This window comes from Streptomyces sp. NBC_01217, assembly GCF_035994185.1.
Taxonomy (GTDB): Bacteria; Actinomycetota; Actinomycetes; order Streptomycetales; family Streptomycetaceae; genus Streptomyces.
Genome location: NZ_CP108538.1, coordinates 342240 through 359747, shown reverse-complemented (window position 1 = coordinate 359747; position 17508 = coordinate 342240). Strand labels below are relative to the sequence as shown.

16 protein-coding genes and 3 pseudogenes are annotated in these 17508 nt (G+C 70.8%); 12 read left to right on the top strand and 7 right to left on the bottom strand.

Annotation, left to right across the window (positions count from 1 at the left end):
• Positions 1–8: 8 nt before the first annotated feature.
• A pseudogene (locus tag OG507_RS01350) lies at positions 9–993 on the bottom strand (IS5 family transposase).
• 167 nt (positions 994–1160) lie between these two features.
• Between OG507_RS01350 and OG507_RS01345 the strand changes: the two are divergent.
• A complete protein-coding gene (locus OG507_RS01345) occupies positions 1161–1436 on the top strand; it encodes a DUF2087 domain-containing protein (protein ID WP_327365246.1) in 276 nt (91 codons plus the stop codon).
• A 47-nt stretch (positions 1437–1483) separates the two neighbouring features.
• Here OG507_RS01345 and OG507_RS01340 read toward each other — a convergent pair whose 3' ends face one another.
• Positions 1484–2647 carry a betaine/proline/choline family ABC transporter ATP-binding protein gene (locus OG507_RS01340; RefSeq protein WP_327365245.1) on the bottom strand — a complete coding sequence of 388 codons (1164 nt, stop codon included), beginning with the start codon at positions 2645–2647 and terminating at the stop codon, positions 1484–1486.
• Between the two features lie 106 nt (positions 2648–2753).
• On the opposite strand from OG507_RS01340, the gene OG507_RS01335 reads away from it, so the two are divergent.
• Positions 2754–4049: an alpha/beta fold hydrolase gene (locus OG507_RS01335; RefSeq protein ID WP_327365244.1), complete on the top strand. Its 1296-nt coding sequence runs from the start codon at positions 2754–2756 to the stop codon at positions 4047–4049.
• A 77-nt stretch (positions 4050–4126) separates the two neighbouring features.
• Here the strand turns inward: OG507_RS01335 and OG507_RS01330 are convergent, their stop codons facing one another.
• Complete coding sequence (locus OG507_RS01330; RefSeq protein WP_327365243.1) at positions 4127–4699, bottom strand: rhodanese-like domain-containing protein; 573 nt, start codon at positions 4697–4699, stop codon at positions 4127–4129.
• A 99-nt stretch (positions 4700–4798) separates the two neighbouring features.
• Between OG507_RS01330 and OG507_RS01325 the strand changes: the two genes are divergently transcribed.
• Complete coding sequence (locus OG507_RS01325) at positions 4799–5077, top strand: metal-sensitive transcriptional regulator (protein WP_327365242.1); 279 nt, start codon at positions 4799–4801, stop codon at positions 5075–5077.
• Positions 5078–5103: 26 nt separating this feature from the next.
• Here OG507_RS01325 and OG507_RS01320 read toward each other — a convergent pair.
• The 3 genes and pseudogenes from OG507_RS01320 to OG507_RS01310 all read right to left on the bottom strand — a co-directional run bounded on the left by OG507_RS01320 (position 5104) and on the right by OG507_RS01310 (position 7490).
• Positions 5104–5705, bottom strand: a pseudogene (locus OG507_RS01320) (TSUP family transporter).
• Complete coding sequence (locus OG507_RS01315) at positions 5702–6064, bottom strand: rhodanese-like domain-containing protein (RefSeq protein ID WP_327371828.1); 363 nt, start codon at positions 6062–6064, stop codon at positions 5702–5704. Before OG507_RS01315 ends, OG507_RS01320 begins: the two are co-directional and overlap by 4 nt.
• 49 nt (positions 6065–6113) lie before the next feature.
• Positions 6114–7490, bottom strand: a complete 1377-nt coding sequence (locus tag OG507_RS01310) for an MBL fold metallo-hydrolase (RefSeq protein ID WP_327365241.1) — start codon at positions 7488–7490, stop codon at positions 6114–6116.
• A 235-nt stretch (positions 7491–7725) separates the two neighbouring features.
• Here OG507_RS01310 and OG507_RS01305 point away from each other — a divergent pair, with 235 nt between their 5' ends.
• The 8 genes and pseudogenes from OG507_RS01305 to OG507_RS01270 all read left to right on the top strand — a co-directional run bounded on the left by OG507_RS01305 (position 7726) and on the right by OG507_RS01270 (position 14291).
• A complete protein-coding gene (locus tag OG507_RS01305; RefSeq protein WP_327365240.1) occupies positions 7726–8694 on the top strand; it encodes an NADPH:quinone oxidoreductase family protein in 969 nt (322 codons plus the stop codon).
• The gene (locus tag OG507_RS01300; protein WP_327365239.1) at positions 8691–9878 is read left to right on the top strand and encodes an acyl-CoA dehydrogenase family protein; all 1188 of its coding nucleotides are present in this window, start codon (positions 8691–8693) and stop codon (positions 9876–9878) included. The genes OG507_RS01305 and OG507_RS01300 overlap by 4 nt, the downstream gene beginning before the upstream one ends.
• Positions 9875–11005 carry an acyl-CoA dehydrogenase family protein gene (locus OG507_RS01295; RefSeq protein WP_327365238.1) on the top strand — a complete coding sequence of 377 codons (1131 nt, stop codon included), beginning with the start codon at positions 9875–9877 and terminating at the stop codon, positions 11003–11005. Before OG507_RS01300 ends, OG507_RS01295 begins: the two co-directional genes overlap by 4 nt.
• 76 nt (positions 11006–11081) lie before the next feature.
• Positions 11082–11285, top strand: a pseudogene (locus OG507_RS01290) (ABC transporter ATP-binding protein); the annotation flags it as partial.
• Between the two features lie 392 nt (positions 11286–11677).
• Complete coding sequence (locus OG507_RS01285; RefSeq protein ID WP_327365237.1) at positions 11678–12595, top strand: phosphatidylinositol-specific phospholipase C/glycerophosphodiester phosphodiesterase family protein; 918 nt, start codon at positions 11678–11680, stop codon at positions 12593–12595.
• Between the two features lie 137 nt (positions 12596–12732).
• Positions 12733–12927 (top strand): hypothetical protein, encoded by a 195-nt coding sequence (locus OG507_RS01280; protein ID WP_327365236.1) that lies wholly within the window; start codon positions 12733–12735, stop codon positions 12925–12927.
• 224 nt (positions 12928–13151) lie between these two features.
• Positions 13152–13913 carry a hypothetical protein gene (locus OG507_RS01275; RefSeq protein ID WP_327365235.1) on the top strand — a complete coding sequence of 254 codons (762 nt, stop codon included), beginning with the start codon at positions 13152–13154 and terminating at the stop codon, positions 13911–13913.
• Positions 13914–14054: 141 nt separating this feature from the next.
• Positions 14055–14291 (top strand): hypothetical protein, encoded by a 237-nt coding sequence (locus tag OG507_RS01270; protein WP_327365234.1) that lies wholly within the window; start codon positions 14055–14057, stop codon positions 14289–14291.
• Between the two features lie 95 nt (positions 14292–14386).
• Here the strand turns inward: OG507_RS01270 and OG507_RS01265 are convergent, their stop codons facing one another.
• Positions 14387–16168 carry a pectate lyase gene (locus OG507_RS01265; RefSeq protein ID WP_327365233.1) on the bottom strand — a complete coding sequence of 594 codons (1782 nt, stop codon included), beginning with the start codon at positions 16166–16168 and terminating at the stop codon, positions 14387–14389.
• A gap of 462 nt (positions 16169–16630) precedes the next feature.
• Here OG507_RS01265 and OG507_RS01260 point away from each other — a divergent pair, with 462 nt between their 5' ends.
• Positions 16631–17398 (top strand): NPP1 family protein, encoded by a 768-nt coding sequence (locus OG507_RS01260; RefSeq protein ID WP_327365232.1) that lies wholly within the window; start codon positions 16631–16633, stop codon positions 17396–17398.
• The last annotated feature ends 110 nt before the right edge of the window (positions 17399–17508 follow it).

Genomic DNA, 17508 nt, shown 5'->3' with positions numbered 1-17508 from the left:
AGTTCAGATCATGCTCGTCGGGTGATGCTGCGTAGCCACAGCATCGTGCCGCACAGGTGGAGTCCGGCCAGGTAGCTCTCGGGAGTCTTGTCGTAGCGGGTGGCGATCCCGCGCCAGTTGCGCAGCCGGTTGATGCACCGCTCGACCGTGTTGCGGTCCTTGTACAGCTCGGCGTCGTGACTGACGGGGCGGCCTCCGCGCGAGCCCTTCTTTTTGCGGTTGGCCGTCTGGTCCGCCTTCTCCGGGATCACCGCCCGGATTTGGCGTTTGCGCAGGTAGGCGCGGTTGCGGCGGGAGGAGTACGCCTTGTCGCCGGCGACCGCGTCCGGGCGGGTGCGGGGCCGCCCCTCCTGCCACGGACCTTGATCTTGTCCACGACCCGCGCGAACTGCGGGCTGTCACCGGCCTGGCCGGGGGTGAGGACGAACGACAGTGGACGGCAGCGCCGTTCGGCTGACAAGTGCACCTTGCTGGTCAGCCCGCCCCGGGAACGACCGAGCTCAGCAGCCTTCAAACGGGCCCGGCGGCGTCGCCGCAACCGCTGCCGCTCGGCTCGTTCCGGGTCCCCGTCCTGATCGTATTGCGGCTCCCGTCCCTTCTTCCCGCCCCCTTTTCGGACTCTGCGGCCTCCACCAGCGCTTCCAACTGCTCTTCGTCCAGAACCATCCCGGCGGCGTGGTGGTGAGCGCGGGAGGTAGCAGAGTCCACGCTGACCAGCGACAGGTCTGCCTCACCGCGTTCTGCGGCATAACCGATGACCGTCTCCATCAGGTGCTGGAAGACGCCCTCGCGCGTCCAGATACGGAAGCGGTCGTAGACGCTCGACCACGGACCGTACTCGGCAGGCACGTCTCGCCAGGGGCTGCCGGTGCGGAACCGCCACATCGTCGCGTTGAAGTGTTTTCGCAGGTCAGGTATGGGTCCGGATACTCCCAGCGGGAGGTGGGGCTCAATCAGGGACCACTGCTCATCGGTCACATCGCCACGTGCCATACCTGATGGCCTATCAAGCGCACACGGTTCCGCGCTGCGGATTACCCGAACCGTGATCTGAACTCCGTACAGGACCTAGGAGCCGGGCGGACCACAGCAGGTATCCGGCCCGCGGGCGCGTCGAAAACACGTTGCCCGCAGGCCGGAGGCCTGCGACGCTCCCACCCATGTCCGACAACGATTCACGGGGTTCGCACCAGGTTGACGCCCTCTTCTCGCACGGCCGGCTGAAGGCGATCCCCCGCAGGACCGCCCGCCGCGAGCAGCTGCTGGTCCACCTCACCGAGACGCTCTTCGAGCGGGACCGGGCCTATACCGAGCGCGAGGTCAACGACGCACTGCTCACGGTGCACGAGGACTGCTCGGCGCTGCGCCGCTATCTGGTCGTCGCCGGACTGCTGGTCCGCCCCAAGGACGGCAGCAGCTACCGGCGCGGGCGGTAGGACAACTCCCGACGGGGGGCCGGGGCGTGCCTGCACGGCGCGCGCCCCTACGCGTCCGCCACCGAGTCGAACTGCACCTCGTCCCGCCCCACTCCCCGTGCGTCCGCGTCCACCGAGCGGCGCAGCGCCTCGTGGAGCTTGGCCGGGGTCAGCACGCCGAGGAACCGCGACCCGTCCAGTACCGCGACCCATCCGGCGTCGTGCTGGAGCATCTCGCTGAACGCCTGCTTCAGCGGCGCGCCGACCGGCACCCAGGCGTCCATCCGGCGGGCCAGCTCGCCGACCGTGCCGTGACCCCCGGCGGTCCGCAGCGAATCCGCCGACACCCAGCCGTGCAGCTCTCCCTCGCCGTTCAGCACCACCGCCCACCGGGCCCCCGCACCGTTCAGCCGCGCCGCCGCCGACCTGACCGGCTCGTCCAGCCGGGCGACCGGCGGCTCCTCCAGATCGTCCGGCTCGATCGTGGTGACGGAGAGGCGCTTGAGACCCCGGTCGGTGCCGACGAACTGCGCCACATACGCCGTCGCGGGAGACCCGAGCACCGCACCCGGGCTGTCGAACTGCTCGATGCGCCCCGCCCCGTACACCGCGATCCGGTCGCCCATCCGGACCGCTTCCTCGATGTCATGGGTGACCATCAGGACCGTCTTCCTGATCGTCGCCTGCAGATTCAGGAATTCGTTCTGCAGCCGCTCACGCACCACCGGGTCGACCGCGCCGAACGGCTCGTCCATCAGCAGCACCGGCGGATCGGCGGCCAATGCCCTGGCCACGCCGACCCGTTGACGCTGGCCCCCGGAGAGCTGCGCGGGGTAGCGGGAACCGTACGTCTTCGGGTCCAGGCCCACCAGATCCAGCAGCTCGGCCGCCCGCTCCCGGGCCTTCGCCCGCTTCCAGCCGACCAGCGCGGGAACGGTCGCGGTGTTGTCGAGGACCGTGCGGTGCGGGAAGAGCCCGACCTGCTGGATGACGTAGCCGATCCGGCGGCGCAGCTTGACCGGATCCACGCCCGAGACGTCCTGGCCGCCGACCAGGATGCGGCCCGACGACGGCTCGATCAGCCGGTTCACCATCATCATCGTGGTGGTCTTGCCGCAGCCGGAAGGTCCGACGAGGGTGACCAGTTCTCCCTCGGCGACCTCGAAGGAGAGACCGTCGACCGCGTTCGTACCGTCCGGATAGACCTTGCTGACCTGCTCGAACCGGATCATGCCTGCACGGTAGGAGGGCCCCGGGCGCGGCGCACACGGGCCGCGACTGTCCGTGTCACGGCCGTGTGCTGAACTGTCCGTGGCACATCTGATTCAGGAGCAACTTGTGAGCAGCTACCGGCACCCCGGCATCGTCTTCACCGACCGCTATTTCACGGTCCCGCTCGACCACACCGATCCGGGCGGTGAGCAGATCGAGGTCTTCGGCCGACAGGCCGTGGCGAGCGGCAGGGCCGGCGACGATCTGCCGTGGCTGGTCTATCTGGAGGGCGGCCCGGGCTTCGGCGCCCGGCGCTTCATCGGCACGGAGGCATGGCTGGGACGCGCCGTGCAGGAATTTCGCGTGCTGCTCCTCGACCAGCGCGGTACCGGGCTGTCCACCCCGGCCAACCGGCAGACCCTGCCGCTGCGCGGCGGTCCGCGCGAGCAGGCGGACTATCTCGCCCACTTCCGTTCCGACAACATCGTGCGCGACTGCGAGCTGATCCGCCCGCAGCTGACCGGCGGCGAACCGTGGACGGTCCTCGGCCAGTCCTTCGGCGGCTTCTGCGCCGTCCGCTATCTGTCGGCCGCCCCCGAAGGACTCAAGGCCGTCCTCATCACCGGTGGACTGCCCTCGCTCGACGCCCACGCCGATGACGTCTACCGGGCCGCCTACCCGCGGATCGAGCGCAAGGTCGCCGCCCACTACGCCCGCTACCCGCAGGACGTCGAACGCGCCCGTGAGATCACCGCTCACCTCGCGGAGCACCGCCCGGAGAGCGCCGGCCACCGTCTGACGCCCGAGGGGTTCCAGTCCCTCGGCATCATGCTGGGCGGCGGCAACGGCAGCCACCAACTGCACTATCTGCTGGAGAACGCCTTCGTCCGTACGCCGCACGGCACCGAACTCTCCGACACGTTCCAGGAGGCCATGCGCACGGCCGTCTCGTTCGCCGGACACCCGCTGTACGCGCTGATGCACGAGGCGATCTACGGCCGGGGCGAGCAGCCCACCGGCTGGGCCGCCGAGCGCGTCCGCGCCGAGTTCCCCCAGTTCGACGCGGCCACGGCGCTCAAGGGCGAAGAACCGGTCCTCTTCACCGGTGAGAGCATCCACCCCTGGCACTTCGACGTGGACCCGGCGCTGCGCCCGCTGCGCGAGACCGCCGAACTGCTGGCATCCCGCACCGACTGGCCGCCGCTGTACGACCCCGAGCGACTGGCCGCCAACGAGGTGCCGGTCGCCGCCGCCGTCTACCACGACGACATGTACGTGGACACCGGGCACGCGCTGCGCACGGCGGAGTCGATCCGCGGGCTGCGCACCTGGGTGACCAACGAGTACGAGCACGACGGGCTCCGCGCGAGCGGGCCGCGCGTGCTGGACCGGCTGCTCGCCCTGGTCAGGGACGACGTCTGATCCGCTCCTGGTCGCTCCGTACGCAAGGAGCCGGTCACGCGGGGTGCGGTGACCGGCTCCTTGCGTCGCGGGACGTGTCAGTGCTGCAGGGCGTCCAGCGTCGCGTCCAGGTTCGCGGCCGACTGCGGCGCGCGGTTGTACGGAAGCTTCGACAGGACCGCGGCCATGCCACAGGTGTTGGTCACGGCGGAGAAGACGAGCCCGGAGCCGACACCGGCGGAGATCCAGCGCACGGCCGGGAAGCGCACCCCGGCGAGCAGGCCGGCCACCACGAGCGAACCGGCGGCGAGCCGGACCTGACGCTCCATCGGCCAGGTGGCGCGGGCCCCGGCGGGACGGTCGAGGTCGCGGCCCTCGCCCTCCCAGGCCGAGGTGCCGCCGGACAGCGTGACGGCTTCGATGTCGGCCGCTGCGAGAATGTCGCAGGCCCGGGTGGAGCGGACGCCGGATGCGCACACCACGAGCAGCGAGCCGCGGGCCGCGGCGGACTTCAGAGCGGGCACGGCCTCGTGGAGCCGGTCCAGGGGGATGTTCAGCGCACCGGGCACGTGCCCGGAGGCGTACTCGCCGGGGGCCCGCACATCGATGACGGTGAACTCCGCGAGACGGGACGCGGCCTGGGCGGGGGAGAGGGAGACGGGGCTGGTCACGAGAAGTGTTTCCTTTCGTTCACCGGGGCTGGGGAGGGACTCGGTCTCTCCCTCCCCGTTCGGGTAGGATACCCCTTGGGGTATCAGGAGGAGGATGTTGTGGAACTCGACATGGCGGCCGACGAACTGAAGTCGGTCCTCAACCGCCTTCGCCGCGCGCAGGGCCAGCTCACCGGGATCATCAGAATGATCGAGGAGGGCCGGGACTGCGAGGACGTCATCACCCAGATGGCGGCCGTCTCCCGGGCGCTGGACCGGGCCGGCTTCGCGATCATCGCGACGGGCCTGCAGCACTGCATGGCCGACGGCGGCGGTGAACCGGCCGACCGCGACCAGATGCGGGCGCGCCTGGAGAAGCTCTTCCTCTCGCTGGCCTGAGCCGGGTGCGGGGGCGGCGCCGTGCCTCACAGCACGGCGTCGACGAGCATGAACGCGGCCGCGGCCAGCAGCACCGCTCCGAAGATCCGTTGCAGCGATTTTGTGGACACCTTCGCGGCCAGCCGCTTCCCGTCCCGGGCCCCGAGTACCGCGGCCGCCGTGAACGGTGCGATCACCGACCAGTCCAGTGCGGTGGGTGTGGCGAGGCGGGTGGCCAGAGCAGCCGTGGAGTTCACCGTGATGACCAGCAGGCTGGTACCGACCGCCGCGGTCATCGGAACCGCCGGCACGGTGACCAGGGCGGGCACCGCGAGAAACCCACCGCCCACACCGAGGAACCCGGTCACTGCGCCGAGCCCGGCGCCCGCCCGTGCGGCCCGCCCGGCGGGCACGATCCCGGCCGCCGCGAAGAGCCCTGCCGTACGCCAGCGGACCCTGCCCTCCCTGGCGTGGGCGACAGGGCCGGTGACGGATGTGGCGATGACGATGAGCAGACCGGCGGTGGTGGCCGCGGCCGGGGTGGATGGATCAGTGCGGGGACGGCGAGAACGCTCCCGCCGCCGCCCAGACCGCCGAGCGCCAGACCGACCACCGCCCCGGCGGTCAGCGCCAGGATGAGCGTGGTCATGCGACGGTGCCCGCCGCCCCGTGCCGGCCGTGCACGGGCAGCCCCGCGGCGGCCCAGGCGCTCATGCCGCCCACGACATCGACGGCCTGGGCGCCGCGGCCGGTGAGTATGCGGGCGGCCTGCCGGGACCGATGGCCGGAGCGGCAGATCAGCACCAGCGGGCGGCCCGTCGCCGCGTCCGGCAGCGACGCGCCCCCGGCCAGCAGGGACAGCGGCAGATGGACCGCGCCGGGAGCGTGCCCGGCGTGCCACTCGGCGGCCTCGCGCACGTCCAGCAGGACCGCCGTACCGTCGGCGGTCCGCCGGGCGGCCTCGGCCGGGGTCACACGGCCGGGGCCGCGGCGGAAGAAGGATGGCAGGGAAGACAAGGGGAACACTCCTCGGATACGGGACGGACGTCGTGGGCGCTCACGCGGCGGGTGAGGGGCCGGTCAGGCTCAGACCGGCCTGCGCCGCCGCGTCGAAACCGTCGTCGACGGCCACCACCTCGCGCCCCGCCGCATCCAGCAGCGACGCCGCGATCGCCGCCCGCATCCCGCCCGCGCAGTGCACCCACACCACGCCCGGCGGCACCTCGCCCAGCCGTCGGCGCAGCTCGTGCAGGGCAATGTGCACCGCCCCCGTGATCGCACCGCCGCGGTGCTCGGAGTCCCGGCGCACATCGAGAACCACCGGGTCCTCGCCGCGCGCCCGAGCGGCCGCCAGCCCCGCGAAGTCGGATCTGCGGAACGAGCGCAGCGCTGCCGGTCCGCGGACCCAGTCCTCCGGAGCGCCGGTGGCCGCGGCGGCCGGCCGGTCCATGCCGACGCGGGACAGTTCCCGCTGCGCGTGCGCGACATCGGCGGCGGTGCTCGCCAGCAGGGTGACCGGTTTCCCCCAGGGGATCAGCCAGGCCAGATACGTCGCCAACTGCCCCTCACCCTCGAAGTTGAACGATCCGGCGACATGCCCCTCGGCGAACGCCACCCGGCTGCGCAGATCCACGACCCACTCGCCCGCGGCGAGCCGCCGGGCGATCTCATCGGCGTCCGCCACCCCGGGCGGGGTCAGGTCGAGCGGATCGGGACCGGCCGCGTTGGCCGGTCCCATGTGCGCGTAGTACGCGGGAATGTCGTCCAGAGCGGCGAGCAGTTCGGCGACGAAGGTGTCGACGTCTTTGACCAGCGCGTCGTTGTGCCTGCGTTCGTCGCCGATGGTCGAGACCGTCCCATCGGCCTGCGAGGCGGAACAGAAACTGCCGAAGCCATGGGTCGGCAGAACGGGAACGGCGTCTTCGAGCTCGTCGGCGAGCCGGTGCGCGGAGGCGTGCTGGGCGCGGGCCAGTTCGACGGTGAGCCGCGGCTCCACCAGATCGGGGCGTCCCACACTGCCGATCAGCAGTGAACCGCCGGTGAAGGCGGCCACGGCGCGGCCGTCCTCCTCCAGCACATAGGACGTGTGGTGCGGGGTGTGTCCGGGTGTGGCGAGCGCGCGCAGTGTGAGGCCGTCGTCGACCGCTGTGGTGTCGCCGTCGGCCACCGGGACCCGGGTGAAGGACACCTCCGCCGCCGCGGGCACCAGATATCGCGCCCCGGTGACGCGCGCCAGCTCCAGGCCGCCGGTCACATAGTCGTTGTGCAGATGCGTCTCCACCACCAGGGCGATCCGCACGCCGCGCACGGCGGCCGCAGTGATGACCCGGTCGATGTCACGCGGCGGGTCCACGACCACGGCGGTCCGCCGTCCACCCGCCAGATAGCTGCGGTTGCCGAGACCCGCTGTCTCCATGGTGTCGACGAAGAACATGACACGGCTCCTTCCTGCGATGTACCCAGGGGGGTATTTCTCGTTCAGATTAACATCAATACCCCCTGGGGTATTTCGACAAAGGGTGGGATGTGGGTGACGCGGCGGCGGGGGCGGACCGCCGATGTGCGTCCGTGACCGAAACCGGCACCCGCAGGTTGTTCCCAGAGGTACAAGCGACCGCTTAGTATGCGCCGGAGCAGTGGTAATGCCGACAGTGTTGTGGAGGCCCCTCATGCAGGCATGGCGAGTGCACCGGAACGGCGAGCCGAGCGAGGTGATGCGGCTCGAAGAGACCGATCGGCCCACGCCCGGCGACGGGCAGGTGCTCATCGAGGTGCTCGCGGCGAACATCAACTTCCCCGACGCGCTGCTCTGCCGCGGTCAGTACCAGGTGCGGCCGCCATTGCCGTTCACACCCGGCGTGGAGATCTGCGGCAGGACGGCGGACGGGCGGCGGGTGCTCGCCACCCCCGCCCTGCCGAACGGCGGATTCGCCGAGCACGTCGTCGCGGACGAGGCGGCCCTCCTGCCCGCCCCGTCCGCTCTCGACGACGCCGAGGCCGCAGCCCTGCACATCGGCTACCAGACCGGCTGGTTCGGCCTGCACCGCAGGGCGCACCTCCAGGCGGGCGAGACCCTTCTGGTCCATGCGGCGGCCGGTGGTGTCGGCAGCGCGGCCGTCCAGCTCGGCAAGGCCGCCGGAGCCACCGTCATCGGTGTCGTCGGCGGCCCCGAGAAGGCCAAGGCCGCGCACGGGCTCGGCTGCGACCTGGTCATCGACCGCCGCACCGAGGACATCGTCGCCGCGGTCAAGGAATTCACCGCAGGACGCGGCGCCGATGTCGTCTACGACCCGGTCGGTGGCGACGCATACGCCAAGTCCGTGAAGTGCATCGCCTTCGAGGGCCGGGTCGTGGTGGTCGGCTTCGCGAGCGGCGTCATCCCCACCCCCGCGCTGAACCACGCCCTCGTCAAGAACTACTCGGTCCTCGGACTCCACTGGGGTCTGTACAACACCAAGGACCCGGCCGCGGTCCGCGCCTGCCACGACGAACTCGCCCGACTCGCGGCCGAGGGTGCCATCAAGCCGCTGATCAGCGAGCGGGTCACGATGGACGGGGCCGCCGGCGCCGTCCAGCGGGTCGCCGACGGCGTCAGCACCGGCCGGATCGTCGTCCTGCCGACAGGAGCCGCCCGATGACGACGCCCGACGCGGCCGAACTCCGCCGCCGCACCCAGGACCTGCTGGCCGCGCACCCCCCGGCCACCACCGACCGCACCGACTTCCTCAGGGCCCGCTTCGACGCCGGACTCGCCTGGGTGCACTACCCGGCCGGCCTCGGCGGCCTCGACGCGCCGCGCTCCCTGCAGCCCGTCGTCGACACCGAACTCGCCGCCGCCGGTGCCCCCGACAACGATCCGCGCCGGATCGGTATCGGCCTCGGCATGGCCGCCCCCACCATCCTCGGCTACGGCACCGACGAGCAGAAGCAGCGCTTCCTTGGGCCGCTGTGGGTCGGCGAGGAGGTGTGGTGCCAGCTCTTCAGCGAACCGGGCGCCGGGTCCGACCTCGCCGCCCTCGGCACCCGCGCCGTCCGCGACGGCGAGGACTGGGTGGTCGACGGGCAGAAGGTCTGGACGTCCAGCGCCCATCTGGCCCGCTGGGCGATCCTCATCGCCCGTACCGACCCGGACCAGCCCAAGCACCGCGGCATCAGCTACTTCATCTGCGACATGACCGACCCCGGCGTCGAAGTGCGGCCGCTGCGCCAGATCACCGGCGAGGCCGAGTTCAACGAGGTCTTCCTGACCGGCGTACGCATCCCGGACAGCAGGCGCCTCGGCCCGGTCGGCGAGGGCTGGAAGGTCGCCCAGACCACCCTGATGAACGAGCGCGTCTCCATCGGCGGGGCGCGCATCCCGCGCGAGGGCGGCATGATCGGCCCGGTCGCCCGCACCTGGCGCGAACGCCCCGAACTGCGCACCCACGACCTCCACCAGCGCCTGCTGACCCTGTGGGTCGAGGCCGAGGTCGCCCGGCTCACCGGTACCCGGCTGCGCCAGCAGCTCGTCGCCGGTCAGCCCGGCCCCGAAGGCTCCGGCATGAAGCTCGCCTTCGCCCGGCTCAACCAGGAGATCAGCGGCCTGGAGGTCGAACTCCTCGGCGAGGAAGGTCTGTTGTACAGCGACTGGACCATGCGCCGCCCCGAGCTCGTCGACTTCACCGGACGTGATGCCGGCTACCGCTATCTCCGCTCCAAGGGCAATTCCATCGAGGGCGGCACCAGCGAGGTGCTGCTCAACATCGTTGCCGAGCGCGTCCTCGGCCTGCCCGCCGAGCCGCGCAACGACAAGGACGTCGCCTGGAAGGACCTGGCCCGATGACCGCACCGACCGAAGAGACCCAGGCACCCGATCTGCTGTACTCGGAGGCCGAGGAAGATCTGCGGGCAGCGGTGCGTTCGCTGCTCGCCGACCGGTGCGACGCGCCGACGGTGCTCGCCCGCGTCGAGTCCGACACGCCGTACGACCCGCGGCTCTGGAAGGCCCTTGCCGCCGACATCGGCACCGCCGGGCTACTCGTACCGGAGAAGCTGGGCGGGCAGGGCGCGGGACACCGCGAGGCCGCTGTGGTGCTGGAGGAGCTGGGCCGCAGCGTCGCCCCCGCGCCGTACCTGACCAGCGCCGTCGTCGCCACCGAGACGCTCCTCGCGCTGGGGACGCAGGACGGACGGGCCGCCGAACTCCTCGGCGATCTCGCCACCGGCCGCAAGGTCGCGGTCCTCGCCCTGCCGTTCTCCGCCCCGCGGCCCGATGCGGCGCAGCCGGCCGGAGTCGTCGGCGACACGCTGGAGGGGACGGTGACCGGCGTCGCCGACGCGGCCGCGGCCGATGTGCTGCTGGTGCCCACGACCGATGGCCTCTACGCGGTGGAGACCGGCTCCGATGGCGTTGCCGTCGAGCCGCTCGTCCCGCTCGACCTGACCCGCCCGCTCGCCACCGTCACCCTGACCGGGGCCACCGGGACCCGCCTGGCCAATGGTGCTCGTGCGGTCTCCGCCGTACGCCGGGGCCTGCTGGCCGGTGCCGGACTGCTCGCCTCCGAACAGCTCGGCATCGCCGAGTGGTGCCTGACCGAGACCGTCCGGTACACCCGCGAACGGCACCAGTTCAACCGGCCGGTCGGCTCGTTCCAGTCGCTGAAGCACCGTATGGCACAGCTCTGGCTGGAGGTCGTGTCGGCCCGCGCCGCCGCGCGAAACGCCGCGGACGCCCTGGCGACCGGCAGCCCCGACACGCCGCTGGCGGTGGCCGTCGCGCAGGCGTACTGCTCGAAGGCCGCGGTGCACGCGGCGGAGGAGTGCATCCAACTGCACGCCGGCATCGGCATGACGTGGGAGCACCCGGCGCACCTGTACCTCAAGCGCGCCAAGGCCGACTCGATCGCGTACGGCACGGCCGGACACCATCGCGAGGCCATTGCCGAGATCATGGAACTGCCCGCGCCGTAATCCGGGCAGTCCGAACGCGAGGAACAGCCCGCGACACGGCGGGACCTGGGAGCGGAGGCGCGTCTTCACGCGCCTCCGCCCGGACGCGGGCACGGTCGTACTCGACGGCGAACCGGTACGCGGCCGGCGGCACCGCGTCCCGCGGGCGCAGCGCACCGAAGTCGGCGTCGTCTTCCAGCGGCCCAGGCTCTCGGCCGACCCCGGGCTCAGCCTGCGAGACCTCATCGCCCAACCGCTGCGGGCGACCGGCCGGCGCTCGGAGGTGACGGACCGGGTGGCCGGGTCGGCGTCCCCACGAGGTGATCACGGCCCGCGAACTGCTTGAGCTGACCTGAGGACGGCGCCGGTCGCCGCCTGGCGGACGCATCGTCAGATGGACACGACGGTGTGCTCGTCCACGGGTTCGGGCTGCACGAGGAAGCTCACCGCAGGCGCCAGGAGCCGGATCTGCTGCTGCCCGACCTCGTTGCTGCGCAGTTGCTCCGGCCCGATGGGGCCGAGTGCCGTGTCGCCGAGGGCGAGTCCGGCCAGGGGAACAGCAGTCGACGGGTGGGCGACGACCCGCTCAACTCTTGCGAAGTGCCTGCCCAGCGCAGGGATCGCGGTCGCATACTCGGTCGCGTCCGACCGTCCGTCCGATCCTCCGATCGCCCTTCGCTCCCGGGAGAATCCATGACATTCCCCACCCGCCGAAGCGTCGTCACCACCGCGCTCGCCACCGTGGCCACAGGCGCAGTGCTGTCCCTGCAGACGGTCACCGCGTCCGAGGCATCCGCCGCGCCGTCGGCCGCAGGCCGTCACCGCCCGCGACCGCTGCGCCGGGCCCACGCGCACAACGACTACCTGCACACGCACCCCCTCCACGACGCGCTCGCCCACGGCTTCACCAGCGTCGAGGCGGACGTCTTCCTCGTGGACGGGGAACTGCTGGTCGCCCACGAGGCCACCGACCTCGACCCCACCCGTACCCTCGCCTCGCTCTATCTCGACCCGCTGCTGGCCAGGGTCCGGGCCAACCACGGCACGGTCCACCCCGGCTACCGCGACCCCGTGCAGCTGCTGATCGACATCAAGACCGACGGGGCGGCCGCCTACCTCGAACTCGACCGGCAGCTCCGGGGCTACCGGCAGATGCTGACGGCGTACCACCACGGGCGGGTGCGGCCCGGCGCGATCACACCTGTCATCTCCGGCGACCGCGCCGCCCGCGTCCCGATGGAGGCGCAGCGCACGCGGTACGCCTTCTACGACGGCCGGACGGACGACCTCGGGACCGCGGCCACCGCCTCGTTCATCCCGCTCATCAGCAGCAGCTGGAGCGACCACTTCAGCTGGCTGGGTGCGGGCCCCTTCCCCGCGGCCGAACGGAACAAACTGCGCTCGCTCGTCGCCACGGCACACCGGAGCGGCCAACGCGTCCGCTTCTGGGCCACGCCCGATGTCGCGGGAGCGGAGCGGGACGCCGTGTGGACCGAGCTGCTGGCCGCCGGGGTCGACCACCTCAACACCGACGACCTGGCAGGGCTCGAACACTTCCTGCGTACACACGACAGCGACACCCGGACCGGGACCGCCCGCCTCGGCGGCTGACCGGACGCGGACACACCGTTCGGAGTGACAGCCAGTCAACACCCGTTTGGCGGACACGCCGGTCCGCCGGATGGCCTCTTCGCTACGCCACACTGGCGGCCTAATGCCGCATTCCGGCGCGGCGGAGGAGGTTGGCCATGGCCATTTCGATCTCACTGGTGCTGCTTCTGCTGATCCTTGCGGTGCTCTTTCTCCGCAACGGGGGGCTGAAGGTCTCGCACGCCCTGGTCTGCGCCATGCTCGGGTTCTTCCTCGCGGGCACGAGCATGGGGCCGACCATTCAGAACGGCCTGACAGCCACGGCCGACGTCGTCAGCAGCCTCAAGCCCTGACTTCGGAGGTGATCGGATGTGATCCGCAACCGGGCCGATGCGAACCGACTTCACGAAGAGAAGATCATCGTCCTGAACAGTCGGCAGCACGTTGCCGACATCCGGGGACGCCCGGCACGCGGGGATGAAACGGTCCGAGGTGACACAGAGGCACCGGAGGCGGGTCCGCACAGGACCCTTGCGCCGGGACCTCGCACCTCCCCGAGGACCTGGAGCGCGCCGCCATGTCTTTTCCGCCCCTCGGACGCGATTCGGGCGCCGCTCGCCACGACCACTGCACCACGGGCCGCTGCTGCCGCTGCCAGCAACGGCCCTGGACGACCAGTATCGGCAACGAACGGCTCTGCGGCCCGTGTGCTGCCTGCTGCCGTGAATGCGGCCGGGCCCCGGCGCCGCATCTGGACGGGCTCGACGGCGGTCTCTGTCTCGACTGCCGTGGTCTGTGCGGCCGTTGCCGGGCACCACTGCCGCCCGAGGGCGGGTGCGGGTGCCGGAAATGGCGGGAGAGGGCGGGGAGCGACCCGGTCGGATACGTCCTCCAGGCGTTCCCCCAGCAGCTGATGCAGGCGCTGGGTCACCGTCTTCCGTCCTCCCTTCCCGAACTGATCCATCAGGAGCTGACCCGGTGCAGCGCCGACCAGCTCCTGGACCGGCTCGAACGCCGATGGAATCTCCGCTGGGCCCACGCGATCCACGAGAAGAACGAGGAAGGCGGGCGTCTGTGGAGTGCCCGGCAGATCGCGGAGCAGCTGCTGTGTGCGGGTTCCTGCCCCAACCCGCAGTGCGAGGACGGCTGCCTCATCACCACCGACACCGCGTGCGGCAGCTGCCGACGGCCCAGGGACAGCTTCGTTCCCTCGGGCGCCGACCGGGCTGCCACATCGGACCACGCACGGGCCACGGCCGCCGAGATCCGGCGGGCGATGCTCGACCACCGCGACCGCGGGCGGCACAACGGCAGAAGGTCCGGACCGGTACGCGGCTGACCCGGGCGGGCGGTGCGGCCGCTGTATCCGGCCCCGGCCGGGCCCGCACCCGGTTCGGCCGCCGGGGTGATGTCATGCGAAGACGCATCACCCATCCTGCCGACCGGCATATTGCCGACCGTGGCGTGGAACCGATCAGGCATGACCGAAAGTGCCAGCCCTCGAACGTCGACGCCCCGGATCACCGTGCTGAGAGTGCAGCCGGGTGATCCGCCCTTCCGCCTTGTGGAGATCGACGGGGAGGTCGTCAGCGCGGCAACGTCGATGACGGACGTGCTCACCACCGCCATGGCCGCGGGCATCCACATTCACGACCTCGATGACCCGGGCGTGGTCCGATGGGTGGGCGGCGGCAAGTTCACCTGGAGGCTGCACTAGGCAGCCGCCGCGCCCGGGCACTCACCCCGGCCCTGCCGGGACCACCCCGCGCAACGCGGACGGCAGGCGGGGTGATCGGAGCGGCAAGGGGCCGGTCAGGCGGACACGTACGCGATGAGCCTGGCCATGTTGGCCGTGTAGGCCGCGGAGGTGATCCCCAGGGTGCTCTCGTGCGGCTGGTAGGGCGCTTCGGCCGGCGGGTCCGCCGGGTTGTACGGCGAGGTGTCGTACGTGTCACCGACGTTCTTGCTCATGTAGGCCGTGCCGTCGTACGGGAGGGTGGAGGGCTGGCCGTGGTAGGGGTTGGTGGTGGTCCCGATGGGGGTGAGCCAGTGGTCCTTGTCTCCCAGGTCCGCGACCAGGGCATCCGCCTGAGCGGCGGTCACCGTGGGCAGCGCGAGCGGTGCGTCGCGGAAGAGGTCCGTCAGGTCGAGGTCTCGGATGCTGAAGTAGGTCGGCAGCTCGCCCGGCCGGCCGGGTGTGAGCGGTGACCTGGCCCGTAGATCGGCGATCTCCGCACGGCTCAGAGCCATCAGCTCGTCGTACGTCGCCTTGAGCCCTTCGACGTCGATGGAGCGTCCGCCGGAGTAGTGACTCAGGGTGTTGCGGTGGTCGTAGTCGTAGTAGTAGGCGCCGTTGCGGATGTTGGATCCGAAGCGATGTGTGAAACGGGCGCGATTGGTGCCCAGCTCCACGAAGGTCGGGTGCGTGGCGTTCTTCAGCAGTGGGTTCCCCTGCTTCTGTTCGCTGCTGAGCGGGCAGGATTCCAGCCATGCGATGGCCTCGGGCACGCGCCGCAGGTAGGCGGGATCGCCGGTGAGCCGGAAGTAGTGGAACAGCTGACGGATGTTCGTCTGCGTGGTGTGGGTGGTCAGGGCGCGCGGCTCGTACGAGCGGGCACTGGCCGGGGCGCCCGCGGGACGGCCTCCGACCGGGTACGCGAGGTGCTGCAGCCCCCATCCGGCCTGCGGCCCGGGCTGTTGCAGCCGATGCAGGCAGGCCATCGCCCGAAGCACCGGACGGTTGAGGTCGCGCCGGCCGAGCACCGAGGCGCACATGAGGAGGAATTTGATGTTCTCGCCCAGCACGTCGTCGTTGAAGGTGACATGCGGTGTGTAGTCGCCGTCCTCCATGCCGTGCTGGACATCCGCCGGTAGCCAGGAGGGCCGCTGTTCGGGCCAGGGCATGTCACGGACAGCACCGGAGAACGACGGGAAGCGCTGGGGCCATCCGCCGTCCGCCGGACCACCGCGCAGCTGTGCCTTCAGCAGGAAGTCGATGACCCGGTTCAGGGCCGCCCTGAACTTCGTGTGCCGCCGCTCCACGTACAGGCGCAGGATCAGCTGGGCCGCGCTGGAGGTGCCCGCGTCGTCGAAGGTGGCGTTGCCGTAGAAGTGCTGGAACTCCTCGAGCCGCCAGCCGTTCGCGCCGATGGTGGAGTACCAGTCGCGCAGTGAGGCCTTGCCGGCGAAGTCGTGGATGTAGTTCCAGCCCCCGACCGGGAGTTGGGCGTCGACCAGTGCGAGTCCGGTGCGTTCGGCCGCACGGTAGTGGGCCTCGTCGCCCGTGGCGTGGTACGCGTCCAGCAGGCTGTGCCCGACGCTGGGGGTGCCGGGAGGTTGGACCCAGCACATGGTGCGCCTGGCCTGCATCTCGCCCCAGGTGGTGGAGAGATCGGGCAGGTAGCTCCACACGTATGCGCCCCGGTGGGACACGTGCTCGTCCATGAAGACCGCCGCACGTCGCATGGCGCGGACCGGACGGCTGCGGGCGTTGCCGGTGCGGTGCTCGGCGGCCTGCGCCGGAGTTGCCGCCGGGCCTGCGAGCGAGCCGAGCGCGGGCACTGCGACGAGACGGGTGAAGTCACGACGGGTCATGTTCGTTGTCAACGGAACTGCCTCCAGGCATGACGAATCCGCGCTGCGGCTCGCGCGCCGGGCCCAGCGGTCCGGCGCGGACCCCGCAACTCAGGTGTCGGTGAGCGGAGTTGGTGTTGGTGCCTACACCTAACACCGGTCGTCGACGGGCCTCAAGGTTCTGGACAGTGAAACCTGTTCAGGTAGGTGACCTTGGTGGCGGCATTGGTGTCGAATGTGCCTCAACTATCCCTACGGGAATCGGCATTCTGTTCACGTAGTAGAACCCCCGCCGCCGCCCGTCCCGGGTACGACCCGGCCCCCGGCGCCCTCGCTTGCGCCTCCTGCCCGAGTATTGGTCGACCCTTCATCGCTTCGTCATCTGATGGCGCTCGGCCCGGGTGTCGCGGGATTCAATCTGGTTGTGATGGGCATGCCAATCACAGTCGTGTGCCCCCGCCACACGTCGACCAGGAGGACGCAGTGAACAACAGAGCACCGATCCGCAAGGTCTCGCTCGTCATCGGCAGCGCCATCGCGCTGGTCATCGCCGCTTCCGGCAGCGCTTTCGCCGACCCGCCCACCGCCTTGCCCGCGAACGCGGACGGACTGGAGCAGACGTTCCAACCCGCGTACGACTACGACACGGACGGCTGCTACCCCACTCCCGCCATAGGCTCCGACGGGGCCGTAGCACCTGGCCTCAACACCACCGGGGCCGTCAACGGCCAGTGTCGTGACTCCTGGGACCTCGACAACACCAACGGATACGCCCGCTACAAGTGCAACAACGGCTGGTGCGCCATCATGTACGGGCTCTATTTCGAGAAGGACCAGGCCGTGGCCGGCAGTGGGCTCGGCGGGCACAGGCACGACTGGGAGCACGTCGTCGTGTGGGTGCAGGACAACGAGGCCCGCTACGTATCCACCTCCGCCCACGGCAACTTCAACGTCTACGGCCGCGACCAGATCCGGTGGGACGGAACACACCCAAAGATCGTCTACCACAAGGACGGCATCAGCACGCACTGCTTCCGCCCCGCGACCTCCAATGACGAGCCGCCGGAGAACCACTACCACGGGTGGCAGTTCCCCAGCCTGGTCGGCTGGAACGGCTTCCCCGCAGGCCTGCGGGACAAGCTGACCCAGGCCGACTTCGGCAGCGCCGTCTTCGGCCTCAAGGACGGCAATTTCAACTACCACCTCGAAAAGGCCAAGCCGGCAAATATCCCGTTCGACCCCAACGCCTGACGAGTTGGCCGGGCCATAGGCGGGTGTGGGGGCGGGCGCGGCAAGGGCAGCCGCAGACCCGCCTCCCGCCCTGCCGGCCATAGGGAGGCAGGACTCTTGGTCACCACCGG